Source organism: Rhizobium sp. ERR 1071 (genome assembly GCF_007828675.1).
Taxonomy (GTDB): Bacteria; Pseudomonadota; Alphaproteobacteria; order Rhizobiales; family Rhizobiaceae; genus Rhizobium; species Rhizobium dioscoreae.
In genome coordinates this window covers 1-25,715 of sequence record NZ_VITM01000015.1, presented here as the reverse complement: position 1 = coordinate 25,715, position 25,715 = coordinate 1, and the positions used below count along the sequence as shown (strand labels likewise).

The window sequence follows — 25,715 nt, the reverse complement described above, 5'->3', positions numbered from 1 at the left end:
TGAACGCAAGCGATGGACCAGTTTCGGCCAAGTGATAGCGAAATGCTTGCCGCGCTGCTCGAACGCGACCCCGGTCGTTTCGAGCCATCGACGGCGTTTCGTATCGCCCAGCACGCGGCCGGTGATCATTTGACGGTGTCCTCACCCGTTGGCGTTTCGCCGGTGCCGCTTGCCATGAGCGACTTCAAGCGAAAGGGCGGAGCGGGATCGATCAAGGCAAGCATGGCCGGTCTGCTCGGGCCACTCGGTGCCATGCCGCCGAGTTACAACGAGCTAGTCATGCGCGAAGAGCGCAATCGAGCTCATGGCCTTTCAAGCTTTTTTGATCTCTTTACGAGCCGCCTTGCGGAGCTTTTCGTCGATGCCTGCGAGAAATATCGTCTTGCGCGCGGATTGCGATGGAGCCGGGACAGAAACGGAAACGCCTTTATCAAGACCCTGTTCGCACTGACGGGTTTCGGTACCGCCCGGCTGAGGGAGCAGGTACGCCCCGATGACGAACTGATCCTCCGATTTTCCGGATTTTTTTCGGCCAGAAACCGCAATGCGGTCAATCTGCAGGCCATGCTGCAGGAGTTCAGCGGCCTGCCGGTTGCGATCGAATTATTCAAAGGCAGATGGCTTTCCATTCCCGAGGGCGAGCGCAGCCGCATGGGGCAGCCGCAGGGTGTGCAGCTTGGCGTGAACTCGACCGCGGGCGCGGCAGTCCATGATTTCGGCGGCAGTTTCCGCGTCGTGATCGGCCCGGTCGATTATGAGGATTACCGGTCTCTTTCTCCGGGCAGCGCCAGTATAAATGCGCTGTTTGCCCTGACGCGCCTTTATGTGGATCCGTCGCTCGATTTTGACATTCAGGTGGTTCTGAAGAAGGAACACATCCCATTTTGCAGGCTTGGCGACGTCGATGATCCGCCGAGGCTCGGATGGAATAGCTGGGCGCGCGTCGCGGCGGCGGATAGAGACAGTGGCGATGCCATTGTCGCCGAGCCACGCAAGGTGAAGCGCCAATCCGATCAAGGAGTCCCCCATGCGGCTTGAACTGCGGCAGACAGCCGGAGAAGGTTCCAGCAAGGGGTGGTTCTTCGAGCGGGGCAAACGCACACTCGGTCGATCGCCCGATTGCGATTGGCAGGTTTCCGATCCAAAGCGGCTGATTTCGAAAATTCATTGCGCGATCGAACGCGATCGCGCCGGCTTTTTCGTGCGGGACCAGAGCGCCAATGGCACTCGTGTGGACGGCGCGACCATTTTCGAAGGCGAGACGGCGAGACTTACGGATAAGTCCAAAATCGCATTCGGCGACGTCGCGTTCACCGTCGTCATTACTGGGGAAGCTGATCGCGAGATGGACGATCCGGCAGCGGATCTGCGCCTCAGCGACGAAAGGTTGACGATCTCGTCGATCCTTGCCGACATCGCGCCCGGCGGCGGCACGGCAACCGGCGTACTCGGGCAGCGCAATGGCGACGACTGGATCGCCGGGCTGGCGCAATCGTCGAAAAATGGCAAGTCGCCAAGTAGGAATGTCGACATCGGCTGGAACGGCCCGCCCGATGTCAACGGCATCAAACCGATACTTCCGGATGATTGGAATTCGGACTTCGAGCTGGGCAGCCAGCTGGAACATGGCGCGGCAACCCATGTCTCCGTTGCCGTTGCCCGCGATTCCGGTTCCGAGACGGTCGAAACTGCAAAGACGATCATTCCGGCCAATGATATGCGCGCCGCCGACAATACGGATCAAGGCCTAGACGATGCGAGTTTTGCGCTGCAATTCGATCCGCTGCGGCAGCTCGAAGCGCTCGTTTCGACGCTGGAGCAGACACTCGACGACGAAGCCTCCATCTTCGGAATTGAGGACAGCCGGGCCGGTGCGTCTACGTCATTGTTCAGTCGCGAACGGACGGAGCAATTGGCCGACCGCCTTCGATCGCTCATTTCGAGGCAATCCACGCTTAACGCCGGTCTTGAAAACCTTGTTCGCGAAGCCAATCGGATGTTCGAGCCCCGCATGATCGAGGCGCATGTCGATGCCTCCCAGCGCAAGGCTCTTTGGCGCGGCAACGGCGATTACTGGAAGGCTTACCGCGCGCAGTTCGAAAGAGGCGGCAGAAGCATCTCGGTCCGCGACCTGCTGGCCGAGGCGTTCAGCGCCCACGCCCATGGCCGCGACGAAGACGATACCGCCAGTTTGGCAGAGAGGACGGGCAACACCCGATGAAGAACGAAAATCGCGTGGCTTGGAGCGAGGGTATGTTCCTTCGCGTGCAGCATTTCCAGCAAGCCGACCGCTGGACGGAGAGGTTGGTCCGAACGACCGCGCGGGGGCTCGCACCTTACCCCTGGGGCATCGCCGAGATCGGCATCGATCGCAGCGCGCTCGCGATCGGCCAGTTTGCTTTGTCGAACCTGCGCGGCATCCTGCCCGATGGCACGCCCTTCGAAGCGCCTGTTGATGCGGATCTGCCGCCCCCCTTGGAACTCGACGATTCAACGAAGAACGCTATCGTCTATCTGGCCCTGCCCAGCCGTCAGCCTGGAAGAGCCGACGTCGCCATGAACGGCAGCGCCATGCGCAACAGCGTGCGCATAACAGCCTCGCAATATGAGGCGCCGGATGCGAATGTGGAAACCGACTTCATGGCGCCGATCGATGTCGGCCGCCTGAACCTGCGCTACCTGAAGACCGGCGACGAACTCGCTGGATACGACTTGATCGGCCTTGCACGCATCATCGAGGTTCGCTCCGACCGTTCGGTCATTCTCGATCCGGATTATATCGCCCCGTCGCTGAATTGCGCGGCCGAAGCACGTTTGAATGAGCTCATTACCGAATTGCTCGGAATCGTGCGGCATCGCGCTGAAGCAATCGCCGAGCGCATTGGTGACCCGACGGTGCGTGGAACCGCCGAGGTCGGCGATTATTTTCTGCTGCATATTCTCAATCGTGCCGATCCGATGCTGCGGCATATCGCGGCGAATGCTTCGCGGATGCATCCGATCATCTTCTACGAGGAATGCATCCAGCTAGCCGGCGAACTCGCCACCTTCACAACCGATCGCAAGCGGGCGACCGATTTTCCGCCCTATCGCCATGACGATCTGAAGGCGACGTTTGCCGCTGTGTTCAACGATCTGCGCGCCTCGCTTTCCGCGGTGCTCGAGCAGGCCGCCGTTGCGATCGAACTTATCGAACGGCGTCACGACGTGCGCGTCGGCACCATCAACGACCGCTCGCTGCTCAAGGATGCGGGCTTTGTGCTTGCCGTTCGCGCCGAGATGTCGGCCGAGGATGTCAGACGCAAGCTGCCCGCGCAGATCAAGATCGGCCCTGTGGAGCGGATCGCCGAACTTGTCAATGTCGCACTACCCGGCATTCCCGTCAGGCCCCTTCCCGTGCTGCCGCGGCAGCTGCCATACCGGTCCGGCACGATCTACTTCGAACTCGATACGAAGAATCCGCTTTGGAAACAGCTTGATACCTCCGGCGCGATCGCGCTGCATCTCGCGGGCGACTTCCCTGGTCTGGAGATGGAACTGTGGGCTCTCAGAGAATGAACACACCACGCTCAACACCCTGGCACGAACTGCCGACGATCATCGAGCTGACGGAGGACGGCGCGCGCAAGAACGAAGCAGCCCGCAAGGTGGCCGATATTCTCGACGAGGAGCTGGATAAGCAGCCGAACGACAAATCGGGCAATGCAGCCGGCGGCTGGTCCGTCGATGCGCTGATCCGCGGCTTTCGCTTTGGCGGTGATGATGTTCCAACCATCGTGCGCTCGGCCGCACCATTGCTCAATCTCGCTCACAGCCTGCGCAACACCGAACAACAGCCCGACATTGCCGAGCTCAGGCAGGTGACGATCGATGCGGTTGGGCGCTATGAGCGCGATCTCGCGGGTGCGCGCATCAGCCCGGAACGAGCACGCGCGGCGCATTATGTCATCTGCGCGACCATTGACGACGTGGTTCTGAGCAAGCCTTGGGGCGTACGCGCCGGCTGGGCGCGATCCGGCCTCGTCTCGACCTTCCACATGGACGTGACCGGCGGCGACCGGGTTTTCGATCTCCTGGACCATTTCCAGCAGAGCCCGGGCACCAACAAGGACCTGCTGCTTCTCATCTATCTCTGCCTGTCGCTCGCCTTCGAAGGCCGCACGCGCGTTTCGCCGCGCGGATCGCTGGAACTCGGGCGTATCCGCGACAGTCTCTACAAGACGTTGCTTGGTCAGTATGGTGTTTTCGAACGCGAGCTGTCGCCGCACTGGCGCGGCGTTTCGGCGCGCCACAAGCCGCTGCGCACGGCTGTCGCGCTTTGGACGATCCTTTCCGTCCTCGCGCTTCTGTTCGCGCTCGGCTACATGTTCTTCACGCTTTCGCTCAACAACGCCTCCGACGCCACATTCGAGCGCCTGGCCAACCTGCCGCCACGCGATACGCCGAGCGTTCTGATCGACGCGCCGAAGCCGAAAGAAGTCGCACAGACGCCCCCTCCCGCGAAGAAGCAGCCGGAAATACCGCCGCAGGTCAAGCCGCAGCCGACGCCGCTCGACAATCTGCTCGCTTTCCTGCAGCCAGAAGTCGACCGCAAACTGGTCACGCTGTCGAATTCCAATGGCAGGCTACTGGTGCGCATCAACAATTCCGGCCTGTTCGACACGGGCAGCGCCGAAGTCAGCGCTAAATTCCGCGATCTCCTCCAGCGCATCGGCGGAGCGTTGGCTTCGGAAAAATTCCGTGCCGTCGTCGTCGGCTATACCGACAATGTGCCGATCCGCACGGCGCAGTTCCCGTCGAACTGGCATCTTTCCGAGGCTCGCGCCCGCGCCGTCGGCGATATTCTTGCCGCCTATACCGGCAAGGAGGCCATTCTCACGGAAGGGCGCGCCGACAGCGATCCGCTCGCAAGCAACGACACGGCGGAAGGCCGCGAAGCCAACCGCCGGACGGAGATCCTGGTGCTGACCGACCCAACACAACGTCTTGGCGATGCAGCCCTCAATCCGCAGGCAACACCACAAACGCCGAGCGCTAATGCACCGGCTACATCCGCGACGACGGGAGGAGTTCGATGAATCCGCTTGGCGCGTTTTACACGCTTCGCTCCTATGTCTCGGCCTATGCCGGTCTTCTCGGTCAGCGCTTCATCTCGCTGATCTGGGTCGTGGCGATCTGCGTCGTCATCTGGTTCTACGGTTCCATGGCCGGCTATGGTGCTTTCAAGCCGCTGTCGAGCAGCACCGCCCGGATGATCGCGATCGGCGTGATCGTAGCGGGTTGGCTGATCTACATGCTGGTGACGACCATGCGCGCGCGCAAAAGGGACAAGGCGCTCGTGGAAGGTATTGCCGACGATGCCGCCAGCCAGCAGGCGGAAGTCGGCGAAATCCATAGCCGCCTGAAGGAAGCCCTGCTGCTTCTGCGCCGCATCAGCAAGAAGCGTTTCGGCTATATCTACGAACTGCCCTGGTATGTCATCTTCGGCGCGCCGGGATCGGGAAAGACGACGGCGCTGACCAATTCGGGGTTGAAGTTCCCGCTCGGCGATGCCATGGGCAGCAATTCCGTGCAGGGCGCCGGCGGCACCCGCAACTGCAATTGGTGGTTCGCCGACGAGGCGATCCTGATCGACACCGCTGGCCGCTATACCACGCAAGACGATTTGAATGGTGCGTCCAAGGCCGGATGGGAAGGCTTTCTCGGGCTGTTGCGCAAGTACCGCCGCTCGCAGCCGATCAACGGCGCGCTCGTCACGCTCTCGATCAGCGACCTTCTCAGCCGCGATCATGAGGCACAGCTCGAAGAGGTGCGTTCCATTCGCAAACGCCTGTCGGAGCTCGACGAGTTCCTGCATGCGCGCGTACCCGTCTACGTCGTCCTGACGAAGGCCGATCTTCTGACCGGCTTTGTCGAATTCTTCGACGGTCTTGCCAAAACCGATCGTGAGCAGGTCTGGGGCACGACCTTCAATCTCGATGAAAGCTATAAGGGCGAGAACCTGCCCGAGCGTTTCATGGAAGAGTTCGCGCTGCTGCAGCAGCGCGTGGATGCCATGCTGATTGAACGCCTGCAGCAGGAGCCGAATATCGAGGTTCGCGGTCGCATCTTCCGCTTTCCTGCGGAGCTTGCCTCATTGGGAGAGCGCCTGCAGGAGCTGTTGACCGAGCTCTGTGCATCCTCCAGCCTCATCGAATCCCCTCTCGTTCGCGGCGTCTATTTTGCTTCGGGCACGCAGAGCCGCGCGACGGACACTCCGCGCACGCGACGCAGCTATTTCCTGTCGCGTCTGTTCAAGGAGGTCATCTTCGGCGAGGCGTCGCTGGTCGCCCGCGACAGGCGCCTTTCGGGCCGGCAAGCCATGATCAGACGGATCGCTTATGGCGCGGCGGCCGTCGCGCTTGCGATCGTCTTCACCGGCTGGACGGCAACCTACTTTCAGAACTCGCGCGCGATCGCGGCAGCAGAGCGGCGGATCGACAATTACGAGAAGCTCGCAAGCGGTATTCAGGTGCGCGATGTCACCGACGCGGATTTTCTGCGGGTCCTGCCGGCGCTCGACAATCTGCGTGCGGTCAACAGCGGCTTCGATGAGGCGCGCGTCTGGCCGACCAGTTTCGGCCTGGACCAAGGTGACAAGATCGCCAGCCGCCAGCGCGGAGCCTATCAGCGCGCCTTGAACGCGCTGCTTCTGCCTCGTATGCTCGTGGCACTTCAAAACGAGCTCAAGCAGACATCGGACGTTCAGAAGACTTTCGACGCCTTGAAACTGTACGGCATGCTGGGTGGATTGGGGCCGTCCGACAGGGATTTCGTCGCGCAGCAATCGGAAGACATGTTTGCTGCACTTTACCCCGGCGAAGGACGCTCGGCCACGCGCAAGGCGCTCGCTGCTCACGCAGAGGCCATGGCAGCGGGCAGCCTGCCCGCGATCGAGCTGGACAATGCCCTGATTGCCAAGGCACGGGAAACGATCCACTCGCAAAGTCTTGCGGCCCGAGCCTATGATATCCTCATCCATTCCCGGCAGGCTCGCCAGCTTGATGCCTGGCTCCCTACCGACGCATTGGGGCCGCTCGGAGCCCAGATTTTCCAACGCAAATCCAAGACAGCGCTGCGGGAGGGCATTCCGGGAATTTTCACGGGCAAAGGTTATCGTGACGTGGTGCTGCCGATGGTCGCGACCGCAGCCTCCGAAGCGCTCAAGGAACAATGGGTCCGCGGTGACGGCGGCGCGGCTCCTTCGACAATGACCACGGACGCGATTTCCCAGGCGACGCTGCAGCTTTATTTCGACGCATTCCAGCAGCAATGGTCTTCGTTGCTGGCCGATCTTCAGGTGCGCCCATCGAGCAATCTTGCCGATGCGACCGAGACGGCGCGCATCCTGGCGGCCAATCCAAGCCCAGTGGAGATGGCGCTGAAATCCATAGCAGCCGCCACCGACCTGCGCCCTCACGTAAGTGCCGAGATTGCCTCGCTCGACGACGTGCCGGACGTGGCGCTGACAGCCGCCACCACAGGCGCGGTCAGCGCGCCCGATCCTTACGGTCCGTTGCGGGCCGCGCTCGAGGCGAATGCCGTCAATGCGCAACCGGCATCCCAGGACGGCAACGCCAATGGCAACGATAAGCCGCGCTCCCAGATCCAAAGTCTCCAGCCGATCCTCCAGAATATCTACGGCCAATTGTCGCGCGCAGCGAACTCGACGGCGGAAGTGGCACGTGTCTTCGACGCCGGCGGCCAACTCGCCAATGCCAATCAGGACTTGCTGCAGCAGGCCCGCGGGCTGCCGGCGCCGGCCGATGCATGGATGGTGGCGGTTGCCGCAGATATCGGCTCGCTGGCGGTCAAGACGGCCCGCGCCCGCATCAACGATCTATGGGCTGCGGAAGGCGCCGATCTCTGCGCCCGCATCGTAACCGGTCGCTATCCGTTCGACCGGAAATCCAGCCAGGACATCGCCATGGCGGACTTCATCCGATTGTTCGGACCGCAAGGCCTGTTCCAGTCTTTCTTCAAGAACCGGCTGGATGCATTTGTCGACACGAGCGCTCAGCCTTGGGGCTGGCGTGGTACTTTCGGCGGCGACAGCATTCCGAGCCAGGCAATCGCGCAGTTCGAAAATGCCAGCAAGATCGAGCATGCCTTCTTTCCGGCCGGCAGTGAGAAACCCTCGATATCAATCAATATCAAGCCCGTTTCGTTGTCGGACAATGCCAATTCAGTGATGGTTGATATCGTCGGCGAGCATGTCCTTTATAATCACGGACAAATAGTGCCAAAATCCATAACCTGGCCACCCGCTGGCGCAGTGAACCAGTCCAATGTCAGATTTTTCCCGGGAGATCTGCAACCGGCCATCACACAGACCGGCGACTGGTCGCCCTTCCGCCTGTTCGATGCCGCCAAGGTGACGGTCCAGGCCCCCGATCTTTTCCGGGCTCGATTTGAGGACAAGGGCCAGACGGCGGAATTCGACGTCCAATTCGGCTCGGTGCTTAATCCCTTCCGGCTGCAGGCATTGTCCGATTTCAGCTGCCCGGCGCAATTCTGACGGTCCGCCGATGAACGAGCCGCTCGCCCGCACCCAATCGCCGATGCAAGCAGATGCGGTCGGCTTTTTCGGAAAATTGCCGACGCATGGAGATTTCGTTTCCGCCGCGCTCGGCTCGCGTCTCCAGAGCGAACTCGACCAATGGGTTCACAATGGCCTGATCGCACTGGAAGCGACATTGGGATCGGATTGGCGCCGGCTGTTTCATGCGACGACCGCCTGGCGCTTCGTCGTCGGCAAGGGCGTCTGGGGGCCGTCTGCTGTCGCAGGCGTCCTTCTGCCCAGCCGTGACCGCGTCGGCCGAAGTTTTCCTCTGATTATCGCCGCTCAATTGCAGCGCTTCTCCGGACAGCTGCGTGATCTGTGCGAAGACGATAGCTGGTTTACCGCTGCCGAAGCCCTGGCGGAGACCTCCGACAAGGCCGATTTCGCGATGAGCCGTTTCGTCGAGGGCATCAAGCGGCTTCGCCCGCCATTCATCGACAAGCACTCAAGCGTGATGCAGTCCGCCGCAATGAGCAATGCTCCCGCACCGGGCTCGCTTTGGTGGCGTATCAATCCCGGCACGCGCCAGGGCAAAGGGTTCCGCACCGCGGCCGCTCCCACCGCACAGGATTTCGTCAAGCTCGTCACGGTAGAAGCCCCGAAAACCCCTGTCAGCGTCGAGCCGGATATATACTCTGCTGCCGCAATCGAAGCGCCACAAACGGCGAAGACTGAATCGTCAGATTTTGCGATAGCGTACAGCCATGCCAGCCATGCCGGAACGCGTCTCTCATTGAATGCCGATGCGCTTCTTATAAGCGCCGCACCGCATATCTTCGCGATAGCGGATGGTGTCGGCGATGGCATCAGCGCCATCGAGGCGGCAAGAATAACGACGGGAATCCTTACCGGTATTTCGCAGCGTGAAGCGCTGCAGCCGCTGGTACAGGATATCAAGAGCAAGCTCAACCATGCCCATGCGATCCTACGCGCCAAGGCTGCCACCGCCGAACGCGAGCCTCTCGTCGCCAGCGTCGTGACCGCGACCTTGCTAGATGGCGAGTTTGTGGCGATATGGGCGGGAGATGCACGCTGCTATCTGCTTCGCGACGGCATGATGCGGCTGTTGACCCACGACCATATCGACATAGGATTGCGGCGCACACTTGGCCGAGCTCTGGGGCTGAAGGATCAATTCGTCTCGGAAACCGTTGGCGACCAGCTTCAACGCGGCGACAGGCTCCTGCTTGCAAGCGGTCCGCTTTCGCGCACGCTGACCGATCGCGTCATCGCGGAAATCCTGATCGAGACGCCGCTGGAACAAGCGGCCGAGGCGCTGATCCAGGAAGCACTCATCGCCAATTGCCGCGAAAATGTCAGCGCAATTGTCATCGGCGCGACATGAGTGGCGATACCAACGACGAGGGCATTAAAAGGATTGCGGCCAGCTTTGCTGAGCTGCTGCATCTCCTCACCCATGATGGCAATGTCGAGCGACCGAAGATGATGCGCGATCTTCTGATCGATCGATTGCGCGATGCATTGGACCGACGCCTGCCATCCCTTCCCGAGGGAGAAACGGCTATGATCGGAAATACCTTTCTTGTCGAAGCAATTGTACACCGCAACGACCGGACCGAAATCAGGCGGTTGCGCCATCGCGATCTCGGCACCTTTCATGTCATGAAAACGATCCCGCCGGATCGGATGAATGAGGCAACCGCCAAGGCCTTGCTGCTGCGGGAAGCGAGCATCGGCATGTCGCTACGCTGCAACGACCTTGCCACTACTCAGTGTGCCATCCGCCTGCCCGATGGGCGACCGGCGCTCATTATGGAATGGATTGGGCCATCCTTGTCTCAACGATTGGCGGAAGTTTCCCTGTCGGAGGCGGATGTCAGGGCCGCGGCGAAGTCCATGCTCGCCGGACTGAGCGCGATCCATCACGCCGGTTATGTCCACGGAGATATTTCGCCGGCCAATCTTCTGCTTCAAGATGGTGATCTCAATCAGCTGAAAATCGCCGATTTCGGGACAACGGTAGAATGTGGAAGCCGATACAGCGATCTCGACATCGCCAAAGCGATGACGCCTGGCTTCACAGCGCCGGAGGTTTCAGGCGATACCGCCATGCAGATCAGCGCCGATCTTTACTCGGCCGGATGCGTCATCAACCTGCTTCTGGACCATTGTGACGAGGCCCAGGAATCAATCGCTCAAATCAAGGCCGCTGCCCGACATCTGGCGGACCCGGCGCCTTCCCAAAGGCCGCCAAACGCTATGGCGGCCCTTGCCTTGATAGAGGCGATCTAGTTTCAGCCCTGTCAATTCGAGGAGGAACTACCTGGAAGCGGGGCCGCAGCTGTCGGCGCGCTCTTCTGATAGACGGTCAACAGCTTGGCAAAATCGACCGTGTCCGCATTGCTGGCGAAGATCGTGTCGCCATCCTGCATCTTGAACTGCTGCATCAGCACGAAATTCGAGACTTGCTTGAGATTGACGCTGTAGATGATCGGCTTGACCGAAACAACGGCCGGAGCGCTGGAACTCTTGGCTGCGCCCGACGCAACCTGCGAGTAGCTCTTCTGGTTTCGGAAAAGATAGAAGTTGCGGGAGTCCGCGCGGTCATCGAGCAGGCCGCCGGCACGGGCGAGCGCCTGCGCCAAGGTGGTCTGGCCAGGCTCAAGTGGGAACTCGCCGACGCTCTTGAAGGCGCCGAGCGCCGTGAACGTCTGCAAAGAGCCACTGACGAACAGCTGATCGCCAGGCAGGAGGCGCACGTTCTGCTTGCTATCCTGAAGGATGCGATCCAGAGGCGCGCTTGCTCTTTGCGAACCGCGCGTCAGCGTCACCGTCGTGTTGGCCGGCGCGGACGATGCGCCGCCGGCGAGCGCAAGAACGTCAAGCACGCGCTCCCCACGGGCTGTCAACGGGAAGCGGCCGGCGGAGCGCACCTTGCCATCGACTGTTACGGCGCTGGACGGCTTGTCGACGACCGTCACGACAGCCTGAGGATTGACCGAGGAGCCTTTGAGGGCGGTGACGATCTTCGACTGCAGGCCTTCCGGCGTGGAATCGATGACGCGCTGCTTGCCGACGTATGGCATGGTGACGAAACCGCGAGAATCGACGGTGAAGCGGCCGAGATTGAGGGACTTGCTTTGGGTGGCGGACAGCAATCCGTCCTCGCCGGTATCCAGCACCGTTACGTCGAACACGTCGCCCGGCCGCAGGCGTGCATCCGAAACGCCGCCCGAGCGTAGGCTTGCCAATCCCTGATCCGTGTACGCATGGGACGATGCGACGATCTGCGCACCCATCGGAGCCTCCGAGAGCGGCACGACCGGAATCTTCCGCTGGGTATCGGGCATCCTTGCGTTGCGAATATTGAGGGCGCTCGGTCCATCGGATGGTCCCGCGCAGGCGCTGAGTGCAACCAAGGGTAAAATCGCCGCCCATTTCCGCATTCCGGAATCTCCTTCGGATGTTAGAAGCAAGGCAGAAATATCAACCAGAAGGCGGGAGGCAATATCCGGACCTAACAAATAGTGAATTGTGACAGTTCGGTTGTTTACCATTGTGTCCAAATGGCAACCGAATAGGAGTTCAGCACCTCTTTGACGGCTCTCTGAACAGCCTCATTCGGGCCGCTTAGCGCCTGAAATACGAATCATCAGAGCGAATTGAATTTCGAAAATCATGCGATGTGTCGATCAAGGAGACGGGCAGCCCAACCGTTTACGCGATTGGATTTTCTAATCGGGCAAATATCGCCGTGCGTGTATTCACAACCTCTGAAGTACTGATCATTCCCGCCTTCCCCCGCATTATGGTCTTGAGAGCGCCTGCTACCAAGAGATGTCGTTGGCCGATCGCTTTTTGCGGCTAAAGGAGATGATGAGATTCGAACGCACGACCATTTGGCCGTTCACCAGCTCCCTGAAATGCATGATAATGTCCTTTATCATCGATATGGGAGAACACGATGATGCGCGTATCGATCTCGAATGAAGATGCTCCGGAAGGAGGCAATGTTGCCGTGCAGCGTCATCTCTTTCTTGCCACTTTCCGATCTCACCTCGCACATTCGGAATGAAGGTGAAGGATTCATAATAGTTGATAAACCCCGACCTTCTTCCGTTCGATGGTGTACAGCATGATTAGTGCCGATCTGGGAAAGCAGCGCATGCGAGAGCGTCTGCTCATCCATAAAACCTCCTTGTTCGAAGTCTGGGCCACCCCAGCGGTTCAAGCAGGAGGTCTCTCAAATACCGTGTAGAACTCGTCCAGCCCTCCGCCGCAGGTGGAGGTTTATTATCGAAATAAAAAACCCCGGAAACAAGGTCCGGGAGTTGGGCTGGGAAAAATGCGCGCGGCGGCGAAGAGATCTAAGTCGCGGCTGGCGAAAGAGATGCGAATGTAATCACTGCGCGGCCAAATCAATCGCGAGTTTGGAACCCGGTGGAACAATCCTGACAATGAATTCGAAATCTGCAGGCATGCGATGCTCGTCCGAGCCCAGACAAGCAACGGTCCAATATTCTGGGTCCTCACCAAATATTGTGGACACTTGAACAATCTGCGCTCCTTCCTCCCGATCGTCTTTCCGCGTCGCCCAATAGAAAGCGCTCGGCTTCAATTTCGTCAGTGGGATCATCCCTTGTCTCCCAGATCGAGCAGACCAGCCTGTTGAATATAATAGGACGTTTTGAGATCGTGCAAGTAGGTTGCTCGACGCGCCGGCGTCACGGCCACGTCGTCGGATATCCCACGCCGAAAACAGTCTGACCACGTCCCGCGTGATTAGGCTATAATGCCGACCCTTCCCAGCCTATTACCGATCATTCCGTAGCGGTCATCGCCGGTAAGCCCACTTAGCGCTCGGCGTAATGCGCGATGCCTCTGAGAAATATCTGAAAGCGCTGACGAATCTCCTGCTTCCGCTGGTCTCTTGCTTCGTCGCCCTGTTGTCGCCTTCTGGGCAGCAGCGCTCCAAAGGCGATGTCCATCAGCATGCCGGCGCACAGCACAACATCATTCAGCTCTATGGCACCACGATCACGCTCGGCCTCCAGCCATTCGATTAGGTCTTCACGCGTCCGGAGTATGTTTTGCCCGTAAAGATAGTCCGCCAACTCGGGAAAGAGGACGGACTCTCGCAAGATGAGGTTCAGCAGCGCTTCCCGTTCCTGGTCGCGTCGGCTGTCCAAATCGAGGCGGAACACCTTCACAAGCTTGTCGATCATCGGAAGGCCTTCGTCGGATGGGCGTGGCAGATCGATGAGCAGATGGCGGTTGTTCAACACTACTGCCCCGAACAGCTCGATCTTGCCCGCGAAGTGCTCATAGATGGATCGCTTCGATATGCTCGCTTTGGACGCGACCATCTCGGTGGTCGTCCCCGCAAAGCCGTTTTCTAGAAAAACCGTGTAGGCCGCATCGACAACGAGAGCGCGACGCGCCTCTGGCGCCATCGTTGGCGGGCGACCTCGTTTCTTACGAGTTGGAGGCTGGTCGGTGCCATCGCTCAAGAAGCCTCTCCTCGTTACCCGTCGAACGTTCGCCACAATTATGGTACCTATAAGTACCTATAAATTGCACTGTTGTCCAGACGAAGAGACGGCGCCTGTCATGCATACACTGCCCAAACTCAACGCCCGATACTGGCTTACGCTGGTGCCAGCCAGTACCTTCGGAACCAACACCGGGGATGTTATGTCCGACGGTCTTGGCCTTGGGCATGTGACCGGGCTTCCCTGGATCATCGGCGCTCTGCTTCTAGTATTCATGGCCGAGCATGCGAGCCCCCGGAAAACAGCGCTCTTCTTCTGGGCCGCAATCATCATAATTCGCGCCGGCGCTCCGACCATCGGCGACGCATTCCACGACCACAAGATCGATTTCTCTATATCCGCGGCTGTTGTCCTAGGTTTCTATGTTGTGAGCGTGCTTCTTTATCGAGCCTATTGGCTGCGTTCGGGAGCTACGTCGGTAGGCGTCAACCCGATGTACTGGATTACAATGGTTGGCGGGTGTACTGGGCACGATCGGGGGAGACGCAGTATCATTCAGACTTGGTTTCACGCCGATCGGTACCGCCGTCGTGCTCTTTGCCCTGGTCGCGCTTGCAACGACCCTTTGGAGGCAGGACGGCAAACTAAGCGAGGCAATACCCTACTGGACGACACTAGCCCTTATTCGCACTGGCGGCCAGGCGCGGGCGATGCGCTTGCCCACAAAGTCGACCTGATCCCCAGCACGCTTCTCACGGGAGTGATTTTCGTGGGCATGCTCATCTATTTCTATGTCATCGAAACCGACAACTCGGCCCGCGTGTCCCAAGACGCCCCAGCCTGACATCAAGAGGAGACTCTCATGGCCAATCTATCGAGACGGGATTTTGTTGCAATTGGGACGGCCTTGGCCGGCGCCGCCTCCGTAATAGGTCTCGGAGGCAGGGAGGCCCGCGCAGAGGTTGGAAACGGCTTCGCGGCGGCCGCACCAGACGACTTCGGGAGATCAAATAGCCACAAGGGTCCAGGTCTTCGGAACATTTATGCACTCTGCGAAGTCACCGGCGGTGGCGAACAGGTTTATGGAATTGCGGTTGAATATGACGTCGATATCGATCCAGCCAGTTTAACGACTGACACATACGCTACTGCTGTCTTCCCGGCCGCCGAAGGATTTTTCCCGGGAATGCCGCGGGAACCCGACAAAAACGCTACGACCGCCCCCGCCAAACCAAGGGCGATCGCCACCATCTATACCAATGCAGAGCCGGCGCTGCGTCCTGACCAAAAGAGTGTTGCCGGCCGGTACGTTATCACCGAATTCGAGCATAACCCAGACCTCAGCCTTCCAACCGCAGACAGCGACAAGGTCGCGCTGACACAGGCCAAGAACGTCAGAACAGTGGGCGGGTCGGTCTACGCCGCAACCGGAACTGTATGGACGAATGCCGGCCGGCGCGGAAACAGCGTCGTGATCCGCGGCGTCGACGCCTGGGAGCAGAACCATTGGTGGTGGGACGATACGCGTTCCGCTTGGCTCGAATATAGTATCTATCTGCCGAAGTCGTTCCTGGAAAAAGGCGGCGAGAACAAAGCCTACCCTCTCCTCCTCGCTATCACCCATTCGGGAACGAGCTACGACGGCACATGCGCTCAGACGCTGACTGAACAGTGCATCGCGAGCATATGGACCTTACCGGAGGAGCAAGACAAACATGAATGCGTGGTTATCACGCCGCGCTACGAGCGCACCACGATGAACGACTATTGGGAGCACACTTGCGACGTTGAAAATACGTATCGGCTGGTCGAGTCTCTGCTGAGCAACACATGGAACTACGGCAACCCGAATTTAGACGACCGGAGAGACAAGGTGCTGAAGATCGACCCAAAGAGGGTCTACTGCACCGGATGGTCGATGGGCGCGATGAGTTCCCTCTGGCTGATGGCAAAACATCCAGAGACTTTTGCAGCCGGGCTCATAATCGCTGGCCAGCAGCGACCTAGCGATGTTGTCGCGCTTGCCAAGCAGAAGGTCCTGATTATCACGGGTACCGAGGACAACAAGGCGACACCCTGGAACGAGAAGTGCGTGCCAGTATGGAGAAACGCGGGTGCCAAAGTAACTCGGCCAGCCGAGCAGCTCGATCCAGCACTTATATTCCCAGTCAATAATCAGAAAGTACTGAGCAATCAGATCAACGGTTACCTGAATGAGGACAGCAACATTACATTTCTCACATTCAAGGGTGTCGACCACATGGGTTCCGCGCGGAAGTTTTTCTACATCAACGCTGCTAGAGATTGGCTGTTTAGACAGGTGAAGTCGTAGGCTTCGCGACACAAGGCCGAGCCGAACGCGAAACTCATGCCCGCTGAATAAAAAGTGACCGTTTTCCAGACTCACTTTTAAGATCGCTCATGACCGAGTTGCCCCTGCAACACGGCTCGCCTGGGTCGCCCGGTCGAAGCCCGCCCAACGCCGTGACCCTGCCCAGCCCAAATCTTCCCTTTGGCTAAATGTCGGACCGTATCGAGCCGTGTCTCGCTCTCTTGAAGACGGATCCGCCGGAAGGCCCTGACCGGGCGTTTAAAGTGAAACGGCTATCGCCCATATGTCCATATTGAGCGGAAACGTATGCGCGTCATTACACGCGGAGGCCACGATTGGACCCATCACTTTCCAGCTATCACCAATGCCGCGCGGAAACTGGATGTCGACACCGCCATTCTCGATGGCGAGGCCATTGTGTTCGATAACAAGGGGTACTCGGACTTTTGGGGCGTTGCAGCGCTCGCTCGTCGGACGCGGCGGCAAGCGAGCCCCGGCGGAAGCGGTCATTTTTGCCTTCGATCCGCTTTATTTCAACGGCCATGATCTCACGGGAATGGAACTTTCCGTCCGCCGGCATCTGCCTGAGGATTCTCTCGATGGCGCCGCAGGCGCAATACAGCTCCGAAGAATTCGAGGCGATGGCGCGGCACTTCTCGCCAAGGCCTGTTCCAGGGTGCTCGAGCGTATGATCGCGAAACACTGGGATCGACCCTATCGCTGCGGGCGAACTGGGGACTGGATAAAGATCAAATGTGTGCAAAGCAAAAGCTTAATGATCGTCGGCTATGAGCAATCAGCCTCCGCCCGCGGGGCATCGGAAGTCTTCTTGTTGCCGGCCACAAGGGACGCGACTGGATCTATGTCGGTGGGTGGGAACCGGCTTCGATGCCAAGGATGCCGCCTACCTCAGGAAGACACTCGACACCCTGAAAACCAGCCGACTTGCCGTGCCGCTCAAGGGAAAGAACCTGGCCTTCGTATGGCCGACCCTCATCGCCGAGTTTCGCGGATCGACGTATGACGGCAACCTGCGTCACGCCTCCTAGCTCGCGGCGGATCTAGAGCATACGATATCATCGCTCGGTTATGCCCTTGTCGGGCTCGCAAGAAGCTTCAATGAAGAGCAGGCCCTCGGCGCAATTGCCGATATAGCTCTGATCGATGTCCATTTGAGCGACGGGAGAAGCGGTCCGATGGTGGCGGACCATCTCGTTCAGGAGTACAACGTTACGGTGATCTTTGCGATCGCGAAGCCGGAGGTGGTCGCTACCAACAAATCAGCCATTGGCGTCATCGAAAAACTCTTGAGCAAAGCCGATGTCGAGCGGGCACTCATCTATCCGTGTGAATTTCGCCCGGGAGAGATCGACCACCACCTAACGGGCTAAAGACTCTCAATCGCTCAAAATAACGACTTCCGGTCGTTTTTTCCCGGGCTCGCATAGCTGGCATGCTTACCGACAATTATTTCTGAGTTCGGTCAACGAACATGGGCGGAATTAAACCTAGCGGCCAAGAGAGGTTCGCGCGGATTGCTTCCGCCTGGTTCATTGGCCAGCCATTTTTGATGAGAGCCGGAACAAACCTCAGCCGCTGGTGTTCGAGCGCGGCAACCAAGGAGGACGCCGCCCGTGTATCATCATGTCAAGAAGCTTATGTATACCGTTCGTGTGGACGAACCGGACCCGAAGTTCGGAAACATGCTGCTGGAGCAGTTTGGAGGGGCAAACGGCGAACTGGCCGCAGCGATGCAGTACTCGATCCAAGGCCTTAACTGCGAAGACGCTGGTCGCAAGGACCTGTTGATGGACATCGGCACCGAGGAGCTCAGCCACCTTGAAATTGTCGGTACGCTCGCAAGAATGCACCTCAAGCCACTGAAGTCAGTGCGCGAAGAAGCCGAGGCCGATCCTCTGATCGCTATCGCTGGAGGTGGTGGCGTGAACCTGTTTAACTCGATGGGTAATCCGTGGACAGCCGATTATCTGAAGATCACAGGCGAACTCGATGTCGACCTCCGAAGCAATATTGCCGCGGAAGCGCGCGCCAAGATCGTTTACGAGCGCCTGATCGATTTTTGTCGCGATCCCGGAACGAAGGACGCTCTTCAATTCTTGATGACCAGGGAAATCACTCACATGCGGGCATTCCAGCTTGCGCTCGAAAGCATGGGAAAGCCGCCGCTCAGCGTCGGCAGGATTGCGCCCACGGCCGGGCTGGTTGATCAGTTCTTCAACGATTCGACCGGGGAAGGCGATCTTGGCGAGGTAGACACGCGCGGCCCCTGGAACGAGGGCGAGCCGTGGAAGTTTGTCGAAGCTCCGGCCTTTCAAGACTTGAGAGGCGCCCCGGACAAAGCCACGAAGATCGCGGCCCGCAGCGCCCCGCCAGAAGCATCAGAGGCGATTGAAGCCGTGCTTCTCGATGAACTACGAGATCTCTTGCATGCGGAGAAGCAGTTGGTGAAGGCGCTTCCCAAAATGCAGAAGAGTGCACGCTCAGTACAGCTGCAGACTCTGTTGGAAAAACATCTGGCCGAGACCGAAACTCAGGTGGAGCGCCTGAACGAATGTCTGCGCATCCTGGGATCATCCGCAAGGGCGAAGCCCTGCAAGGGGATGATGGGATTAGTGGAAGAGGGTGAGGAAGTGATGTCGGAGGGAAAAAAGAAGGACGACGCGCCGGCGGATCTTGCGCTTATTGGCGCCGCCCTGCGCGTCGAGCACTACGAGATCGCCGCCTATACCGCGGCCCGCAACCTCGCCCTTCAGCTCGCTCAGCCGCGCATTGCCCAATTGTTAACGTTATCACTGGGAGAGGAACAAAATGCCGGCCAACTACTTGACCAGGTCGCGCAGCCACTGATGTCGGCGGCAAGAATGCCGGCCAATATTCGATAGGATGGGCTCGATCATCGGCGGAGTGATTCCGTCGATGATCGCTTTCAACGTCCAGGTTGAGAAAAGCAACAGATCACACCGGTTGACGCGCGTTCGTCTTTCCGTCGGCGACTTCTTCGATACAGTCAGCTTCTTCGGCCAGCGTTTTGCTCATCCTCCGCAAGGATTCTTCGTCAAGCTTCTCAATGCCTACGAATTTGTTATGGGCCTGTGACGTCAAGATCAACTCATCGAGCTTAGCTTGAAGTGCCTTTCCGTCGCGGTTTTGCGAGTTCTGGAGAACAAAGACCATCAGGAAAGTGATGATGGTCGTTCCAGTGTTAATCACCAACTGCCACGTCTCCGAATAGTTAAAAATCGGGCCAGTAATTGCCCAAGCCAGAACAAGTATTACGGCGAGCACGAAAGTTGCTGGACGACCAGACCAGTCGGCAATCGTTGTCGCGAATTGGGAAAAGAAATTCGATGCAGTGCTTTTGCTCATATTGGCCTCGCGTTATCCGGCAAGCAATAACGCGAATGACATCACGTACGTTCCAATGGCCGACCAAAATACACATATCCGATCGGTGGCGATGGGCCGCGGGGAGAGCCAAATCATTGTCGTTACCAATGAATGTGCCTCCTAATAACTTCGCTATGCGTCGCTTCCCCTATATTTTCGAGACTCTGAGCTTCGACGTGGTTGAAGCTTTTCGTTTCGTTGCGCAAGCGAAGTAAAGTATCGCGAGTGATTGTCAGCCGCGGATGTTCAAGCTACTCTATCAAGAGTTGATCCAGACTCGCACAGGCGAGCATTAGCCGATCCTCTAGTCATATTGCTCCCCGTGACCAATCTGCTCGCGTGCGATATCGCTGATGGCCGGATCTTCGGCGGGATCTGGATCGGCGGCATTTGCTTTTTCGAGGAACCTTCCTGCTTCGAGGATCGCGACAACGATTTCGCGCGTGCTCCAGCCCGCTTCATTCGCCGATGCAACCAGACTGTCCAAAGCATCGCGCACGACGGACCGCGCTTCCTTGGCGCGGTCAGCCTCTGTGTTGGCGGTTGGTGACGGAAACACAGGATTCGCAGCGCCATGACTGACCACAGGTTTCAGCTCTTCATGATCGCCGGCACCTGTCTCGCCATCCGAGGGGGAGACCACGACATCAAGACCCTCCGAAAGTTTGGTCGCTTGGCTGGCGTTCATGATGCCCATCGGCACCGCTTCGCCCTCGTCGGTCCTCACCTTCACTTCAACGATCTTCTTTTTCTCAGTCATGGCAGTCTCCTTCAAAGGGAAACTTCTCGTGCCGTCGTCGGTTCCAACGAGCGGGAATCGGATCGGGGCTCACAAAGCGACGATTATCGATCCTCCAGCGGAACCTCAAAGCGACCGAACAACCTCCACAAGGTGTTTCATGTCCGTGGTTTCCCGAGATTGAGCACCTTGGCGAAGATATCATGCCGGGCAAGTTCGGCCGCATCGCTCGCGCTGGCGAGGACGAACGGCACGCCTCAGGACTTTAAAAGGAGAGCGACGGGCGTAACCTTCTCGCCATTGAGAGTGACATCCGGCACGGCGGCATCCGGACGTTGGCTCTTCAACAGTTCAAACGCCTGGTGCACGGAGCTCGCCGGCCCCAAGACCTCAAATCCCTCTTTGGTCAAGACGCTTTCCCGCTCTATCGCGATGAAAAACTCGTCTTCGACTACGAGAACGATCCTGCGCATGACCTCGCCATTTTCAGGTTCGCTCACAAGCGTGTCCAGGGGAGATTGATAATTGCTGTCAAACCTTTTGGATCGAAGTTAAGTTCCGCGGTTCCACCAAGATGCCGGCAGGTACCTTCGATCAATTCGGTGTCGTACCCTTTTCTCTTCGGCGGCGGGACCCCAGGGCCACCCGCTTCACGCCACCGGCATAAGAAATCCGAGCGGTCCCCAGCCCCTCCTCCAACGACCATTGAACCTGCAACTCACCGTCCGGAGCGGATGATGCGCCATATTTCAACGCATTCGTTGCCAGCTCGTGGAACATCATGCTGTGCGGTATAATAGATTCACGCGCACGGGGAGCGGTGGGGCCACAGCGCGTTCATGTACGCAGTTCCCATGAGTCTGAATGAAGCGGCGGAAGCAGGTTTAAGCTAACTTTTGCCGCTTTTTCGACTGCTTGGCGGGTTCCACGACGGGCTGCGCCAGGCGGAGCGCACGGAGTTTTTCCGTCTTTTTCTCGCGGCTAGCGGTTTCAGCAGCGGTAATTTCCCTCGCCGCTAAATCGGTCGCGGATATCTTATCCTGAGGCGAAACCCTTGCCTGCTTGAAAAGCTTCTCTTTCGTCACGGTCATGACATCTCCTAACGAGGGATGGCGAAAAGAATCGGTTAGCGTGAACTTGCGACCGCTTTCTTTTTGCGGACGGAAAGCAACCCCTCACGCTGGGCTTGCTTGCGGGCGAGCTTGCGGCTCCGGCGGATCGCCTCGGATTTCTCGCGGGCGCGTTTTTCTGACGGCTTTTCATAGGCGCGGCGCGCTCTCATTTCCCGAAACAGGCCCTCGCGCTGCATCTTCTTCTTCAAAATGCGAAGCGCCTGATCGACATTGTTGTCCCTTACATCTACTAGCAAGATTGCTCCTTCGATTAGTTTTTCTTGATACGAATTGCGTGTGAATTGAGCCAGTTGGACGGCTTTCCTTCTCGCGGGGAACTTTTCTCCAGCAGCGAGGGTGGCGATGCGACAACATCAATGTCGATTTGGAGGATCCGCCGTTCGAAATTCTCGAATTCAAACTGCACGCGATATTGCACACTGCCCTGGGAGTCGGGCAAACGACAGACAATTCGACCGCGCCCCGATGGGCCGGAAGCTCCAAGAACACCGTGTTTCAACAGGATGGTGTCGCCGATCCGGTATTGCCGGTTTTTCATGTCCCGCTCCGTGAAAAAATAAAAGGCCGGGCGTTACCCCGACCTCTCAGCACCATTCACCCCAGCTGCCAGTACATCCGTGGTCAGCAAGAGAGAATGACAATATCAAGCAGCCTGAAGATTGTCGGCCGAACTCTTGCCCGACCTTCGGTCCTGCACGATGTCGTAGCGGATCTTCTGACCATCATTCAGGGAATTCATTCCAGCACGTTCAACGGCGGAAATATGCACGAAAACATCCGTGCTGCCATTATCGGGTTGAATAAAGCCGAAGCCTTTTGCGGAATTGAACCACTTAACGGTGCCAGTGTTCATAACGATTTCCTTTCGAAGCAATCGTTGTTGTTCCCGCGATACCTTGCGGGATGAGATCGATTAGTTGAGAGGGAATCCGAGGAAGAGCACGAGGCTCTTGAGCGACGTCACAAGCAATGGTCGATGGAGGTAACATAGGCTCTATTTCCGATATGACAAGTCATGGCGGAAAATATAATCAGGAAGCAGGCAAATGACTTCCGCAGATGAGGCGTCTGCACAGACTATTCCGACAGTTTCGCCGTGATCGATGAACGCGAAGACCAATTCGGCCGTTGCCATCTTTCACGAAAATGCGATGGGGCCAACGACAAGACGATATGCCCTCCGCCAGGAGCCGGACTTCTCCTGGACCGTCTAGGATGTGTTTACCGGCAAAACCGCCAAGCCCACGACTTGGGAGCTCGACAACTTGCCGGAGAGAGGAGGCGCGCATCTTCTGTGCTATTCTCAACGAAAATGATGCAGCGCGCCGCATTATCAACGGTCGGACGTAAGATCGCTGATCAGTTCGGCACGCCTGGATAGATCTTTCGCGGCATCTAAATGAAAGCCGCATACGAGCCGACCCAGCTAGCTCCGGTTCTGGCATTGTCACAGGCGGAGATAAAAGACTCGCGAGCAATTTCAGGAGCGGAGCGATAGCGAAGGGCGGTTTGGCAGGAATATGCCGCGTGCCAATAACGTTGGCCCGAATGTCGCTCAAACCCATTCTGCAGATACCGCAGCGCCCCTCTTGGACCGTTTATGGCCTGGTACAAAAGCCATCCCAGTGAATGAGAACTGGCATCTCCCAAATAAGTGAAAATCCCATATTGATGACGGCGCCCACCGGCTTCCCTCGGCATCGCGGAGAAAACCTCTGCGGTGCCTGCGAATACCATGAATCATGATGAAGAATCTCAAGGAATTCTCTGACATCTCAAGGTCCGACCGTTCAAGCTGGCGAACATGTCCTATTGCCGTGCCTTTTGACCATTAAGATAACCATGCTCGAAGACCTTGGTGCGCGTGCTTCCTTCCGGATAGAGGTTCTCTTCATCGTCCATGTCGCGCATGCCCGCGTCGTCTCCGCGCTCACAAGTCTTTCTGACTACCTCTGCGGAGGCTTCCAAATCCGAAAATCCAGTTACTCCCCGCCCGATGCGAATACGGTCGCGCGGGCGTCAAGCTGAGGCCAGCCGGAGGCATGAGAATTTGATTGCGCATCACCTTTTCTCCTCAGGTTAAGCCGGCAGGCAGGCGATGTTTCGGCTCGCTCCTAGGCTGGTTGAGCGTCGACATCGCCGGAGGTCGGCGGCAAGAAGGCTATGGCTGATGCCGTATCAGACAAGGGGGCGCCTCGGCGGGCACGCCGTTGCGAAGGGCGACGGCATACTCTATGGTGTTAAGGAGATCGGAAGCAAAGACAGGCTTCACAAGCACCCCGATGGCGTGAGGATCGGCGGCGACGATTTCCGGATTGGCTGTTGCGAATATAACGGTGACACCGTGCACCTGAGCAAGATCTGCTGCCAGTAACGGACCTGTCTTACCATCGCTGAGATGAACATCGACAAGGGCGATATCGACGTTGGCTCCCATCCGGGACGCATCCTCTCGATTGCCGACCGGCCCCGCAACGTCATAGCCGGACGAGCGCAGGACATATTCCATATCAATGGCGATCAGGGCTTCATCTTCAACCACAAGAATTCGCATGGAGGTCCCGAAGAGGCTCTTGTGCACCTTGCTGGACATCATTGGTCCGGCAGGCGGCGGCGCTTTTAGGCATTACAACATCTCATCAATAGAAAGGTTCCGGATGCCAGGCTATGAGGGTTGCGCATTCTAAATGGACAATCGCCATGTCCAGCGGGAGACTCTACCGCGCGCCCGCTGGAGACATCATCAATGTTGAAACTTCTGGGCCCGGTAGTCATTATACAGTGGAAATAATCATGCGGTTCCTCCGATCGATCCAAGGAGTCGAAACGCGGTCAATCGGAGAGACGGAAAGGTGAATTGATTCTCGCAATCTGCGACAGCGCAAGAGAAGGAGAAGCAATTGTCACAGGAACGCAAAGATGTTCATTCGGCCGCCCTGTCCCTATCGGCTGACGCTTGGCTTGCCGCCATCGTCGAAAGCTCCGAGGACGCCATCATCAGCAAATCCGTCGACGGCGTAATCACGAGTTGGAATAAGAGCGCCGAGCGGTTGTTCGGTTTTCTCGCCGCCGACGCAATCGGACAGCCCATCACCATTATCGTGCCACCCGATCGACTGAACGAGGAAGCGGCCATCATCGCCTCAATTCGGGCTGGCAAGCGGATTGAGCATTATGAAACGGTGAGGCGCCGCAAAGATGGTACCCTTGTTGAGATTTCACTGACGATTTCACCCGTCCGTGACAAGGATGGCGTAATTGTCGGCGCTTCCAAGATTGTCCGGGACATCTCGGAGCGAAAGCGGTTGATTGAGAGGCAAGATCTTCTGTTGCGCGAGATGAGCCACCGGGTGAAGAACCTCTTCGCCATCATGCATTCGCTCGTGTCCCTGAGCGAACGAACAACCACGAACGCTGGCGACCTTGCCGGTGACCTACGCGCGCGTATCAGAGCACTGTCCGTCGCCCACGACCTCGTTTTGGGCAAGGGCGGCGGCGTGGCACACTCCAGCGGTTCGGCCAGCCTCTTTGCGCTCATTCAAGCCATTTTCGCAGCCCACCTGGACTCGGAGAGCGTACGCATCACTGCCAAAGGCAACGACATTGAGGTCGGTGCGGTTGCACTGACGTCGATCGCCTTGGTTCTTCACGAATTGGTCACGAACTCGATAAAGTACGGCGCGCTATCGTCACCGGAAGGCCAAGTCAATGTCGAGGTCCGGGACGAAGATGGCCTCGACTTGAATTGGGTGGAAACCGGCGGCCCCCCTGTTCAGGCGCCGACCGGCACAACTGGTTTTGGCTCGCAATTGGAAAGTGTCGCAGTGGAAGCCCTCAAGGGCTCGATTACACGAGATTGGATGTCGGACGGCTTGCGCATCCGCTTGAGGATCCCGCAAGAGTCGCTTGGTTGAGGACCGCGTCGCGGAATATGATCCCGCCGCTTTTGACGAGTGCGTATTCCGACGAAGCCGGCCATCGATTCCGATTTGAAGCCGGCCAGTCATTCCGATTTCATTCCGGCCGGCGTTCCGATTTGAAGGCGGCC

The 25,715-nt window shown here is 58.2% G+C and carries 24 protein-coding genes and 2 pseudogenes; 14 read left to right on the top strand and 12 right to left on the bottom strand.

The genetic code is table 11. The annotated features are described in order from the left end of the window. Positions 1 to 12 precede the first annotated feature (12 nt). Genes tssG through FBZ99_RS29765 form a run of 7 tightly spaced genes read left to right on the top strand, consistent with a single transcriptional unit; the run spans position 13 to position 10,855 of the window. Positions 13 to 1,038 (top strand): type VI secretion system baseplate subunit TssG, encoded by a 1,026-nt coding sequence (tssG, locus tag FBZ99_RS29795; RefSeq protein WP_113352227.1) that lies wholly within the window; start codon positions 13 to 15, stop codon positions 1,036 to 1,038. Further along, entirely contained in the window at positions 1,028 to 2,221 is a 1,194-nt protein-coding gene (locus FBZ99_RS29790; RefSeq protein WP_113390701.1) for an FHA domain-containing protein, read from the top strand. Before tssG ends, FBZ99_RS29790 begins: the two co-directional genes overlap by 11 nt. Then, positions 2,218 to 3,558 (top strand): type VI secretion system baseplate subunit TssK, encoded by a 1,341-nt coding sequence (gene tssK / locus FBZ99_RS29785; protein WP_113352229.1) that lies wholly within the window; start codon positions 2,218 to 2,220, stop codon positions 3,556 to 3,558. The genes FBZ99_RS29790 and tssK overlap by 4 nt, the downstream gene beginning before the upstream one ends. Then, positions 3,555 to 5,078 (top strand): type VI secretion system protein TssL, long form, encoded by a 1,524-nt coding sequence (gene tssL, locus FBZ99_RS29780; RefSeq protein WP_145636488.1) that lies wholly within the window; start codon positions 3,555 to 3,557, stop codon positions 5,076 to 5,078. Before tssK ends, tssL begins: the two co-directional genes overlap by 4 nt. Beyond that, entirely contained in the window at positions 5,075 to 8,557 is a 3,483-nt protein-coding gene (gene tssM / locus FBZ99_RS29775; protein WP_113352231.1) for a type VI secretion system membrane subunit TssM, read from the top strand. Before tssL ends, tssM begins: the two co-directional genes overlap by 4 nt. Positions 8,558 to 8,567: 10 nt before the next feature. Beyond that, positions 8,568 to 9,947 carry a type VI secretion system-associated protein TagF gene (gene tagF / locus FBZ99_RS29770; protein ID WP_113352232.1) on the top strand — a complete coding sequence of 460 codons (1,380 nt, stop codon included), beginning with the start codon at positions 8,568 to 8,570 and terminating at the stop codon, positions 9,945 to 9,947. Further along, entirely contained in the window at positions 9,944 to 10,855 is a 912-nt protein-coding gene (locus FBZ99_RS29765; RefSeq protein ID WP_113352233.1) for a protein kinase domain-containing protein, read from the top strand. Before tagF ends, FBZ99_RS29765 begins: the two co-directional genes overlap by 4 nt. 11 nt (positions 10,856 to 10,866) lie before the next feature. Here the strand turns inward: FBZ99_RS29765 and FBZ99_RS29760 are convergent, their stop codons facing one another. The 3 genes from FBZ99_RS29760 to FBZ99_RS29750 form a co-directional block, all read right to left on the bottom strand. Beyond that, a complete protein-coding gene (locus tag FBZ99_RS29760; RefSeq protein ID WP_113352234.1) occupies positions 10,867 to 12,009 on the bottom strand; it encodes a polysaccharide biosynthesis/export family protein in 1,143 nt (380 codons plus the stop codon). Positions 12,010 to 12,965: 956 nt separating this feature from the next. After that, positions 12,966 to 13,199, bottom strand: coding sequence for a hypothetical protein (locus FBZ99_RS29755; RefSeq protein WP_113352235.1), 234 nt, complete (start codon positions 13,197 to 13,199; stop codon positions 12,966 to 12,968). Positions 13,200 to 13,416: 217 nt separating this feature from the next. Further along, the gene (locus FBZ99_RS29750; protein ID WP_145322882.1) at positions 13,417 to 14,073 is read right to left on the bottom strand and encodes a TetR/AcrR family transcriptional regulator; all 657 of its coding nucleotides are present in this window, start codon (positions 14,071 to 14,073) and stop codon (positions 13,417 to 13,419) included. Positions 14,074 to 14,113: 40 nt separating this feature from the next. Here FBZ99_RS29750 and FBZ99_RS33955 point away from each other — a divergent pair. The 6 genes and pseudogenes from FBZ99_RS33955 to FBZ99_RS29725 all read left to right on the top strand — a co-directional run. Further along, positions 14,114 to 14,335, top strand: a pseudogene (locus FBZ99_RS33955) (hypothetical protein); the annotation flags it as partial. Between the two features lie 232 nt (positions 14,336 to 14,567). Next, the gene (locus FBZ99_RS33675) at positions 14,568 to 14,792 is read left to right on the top strand and encodes a hypothetical protein (RefSeq protein WP_246661226.1); all 225 of its coding nucleotides are present in this window, start codon (positions 14,568 to 14,570) and stop codon (positions 14,790 to 14,792) included. 125 nt (positions 14,793 to 14,917) lie between these two features. Continuing rightward, a complete protein-coding gene (locus tag FBZ99_RS29740) occupies positions 14,918 to 16,387 on the top strand; it encodes a prolyl oligopeptidase family serine peptidase (RefSeq protein WP_113352238.1) in 1,470 nt (489 codons plus the stop codon). Between the two features lie 82 nt (positions 16,388 to 16,469). Further along, positions 16,470 to 17,436: pseudogene (locus FBZ99_RS29735) on the top strand (ATP-dependent DNA ligase). Between the two features lie 147 nt (positions 17,437 to 17,583). Beyond that, positions 17,584 to 17,778, top strand: a complete 195-nt coding sequence (locus FBZ99_RS29730; RefSeq protein WP_113352239.1) for a hypothetical protein — start codon at positions 17,584 to 17,586, stop codon at positions 17,776 to 17,778. Between the two features lie 243 nt (positions 17,779 to 18,021). Beyond that, entirely contained in the window at positions 18,022 to 19,290 is a 1,269-nt protein-coding gene (locus FBZ99_RS29725) for a DUF892 family protein (protein ID WP_113352240.1), read from the top strand. A 73-nt stretch (positions 19,291 to 19,363) separates the two neighbouring features. Here FBZ99_RS29725 and FBZ99_RS29720 read toward each other — a convergent pair whose 3' ends face one another. The 9 genes from FBZ99_RS29720 to FBZ99_RS29675 all read right to left on the bottom strand — a co-directional run bounded on the left by FBZ99_RS29720 (position 19,364) and on the right by FBZ99_RS29675 (position 24,221). Beyond that, entirely contained in the window at positions 19,364 to 19,774 is a 411-nt protein-coding gene (locus tag FBZ99_RS29720; protein WP_113352241.1) for a low affinity iron permease family protein, read from the bottom strand. Positions 19,775 to 20,099: 325 nt separating this feature from the next. Next, positions 20,100 to 20,555 (bottom strand): hypothetical protein, encoded by a 456-nt coding sequence (locus FBZ99_RS33950; protein WP_442966525.1) that lies wholly within the window; start codon positions 20,553 to 20,555, stop codon positions 20,100 to 20,102. Positions 20,556 to 20,791: 236 nt separating this feature from the next. Beyond that, the gene (locus FBZ99_RS33850) at positions 20,792 to 21,034 is read right to left on the bottom strand and encodes a hypothetical protein (protein ID WP_308936554.1); all 243 of its coding nucleotides are present in this window, start codon (positions 21,032 to 21,034) and stop codon (positions 20,792 to 20,794) included. A gap of 384 nt (positions 21,035 to 21,418) precedes the next feature. Next, a complete protein-coding gene (locus FBZ99_RS29700; RefSeq protein ID WP_113396157.1) occupies positions 21,419 to 21,625 on the bottom strand; it encodes a hypothetical protein in 207 nt (68 codons plus the stop codon). A 35-nt stretch (positions 21,626 to 21,660) separates the two neighbouring features. Further along, complete coding sequence (gene rpsU / locus FBZ99_RS29695; protein WP_113420298.1) at positions 21,661 to 21,903, bottom strand: 30S ribosomal protein S21; 243 nt, start codon at positions 21,901 to 21,903, stop codon at positions 21,661 to 21,663. Positions 21,904 to 21,917: 14 nt separating this feature from the next. Beyond that, entirely contained in the window at positions 21,918 to 22,205 is a 288-nt protein-coding gene (locus FBZ99_RS29690; RefSeq protein ID WP_113396159.1) for a cold-shock protein, read from the bottom strand. A gap of 105 nt (positions 22,206 to 22,310) precedes the next feature. Further along, complete coding sequence (locus FBZ99_RS29685) at positions 22,311 to 22,520, bottom strand: cold-shock protein (protein WP_069614189.1); 210 nt, start codon at positions 22,518 to 22,520, stop codon at positions 22,311 to 22,313. 542 nt (positions 22,521 to 23,062) lie between these two features. Then, positions 23,063 to 23,368, bottom strand: coding sequence for a DUF982 domain-containing protein (locus tag FBZ99_RS33945; RefSeq protein WP_442966526.1), 306 nt, complete (start codon positions 23,366 to 23,368; stop codon positions 23,063 to 23,065). 460 nt (positions 23,369 to 23,828) lie between these two features. Then, on the bottom strand, positions 23,829 to 24,221 hold the full coding sequence (locus FBZ99_RS29675; protein WP_210248403.1) for a response regulator: 393 nt from the start codon (positions 24,219 to 24,221) through the stop codon (positions 23,829 to 23,831). A gap of 346 nt (positions 24,222 to 24,567) precedes the next feature. Here FBZ99_RS29675 and FBZ99_RS29670 point away from each other — a divergent pair, with 346 nt between their 5' ends. Further along, the gene (locus FBZ99_RS29670) at positions 24,568 to 25,581 is read left to right on the top strand and encodes a PAS domain S-box protein (protein WP_113420301.1); all 1,014 of its coding nucleotides are present in this window, start codon (positions 24,568 to 24,570) and stop codon (positions 25,579 to 25,581) included. Positions 25,582 to 25,715: the final 134 nt, after the last annotated feature.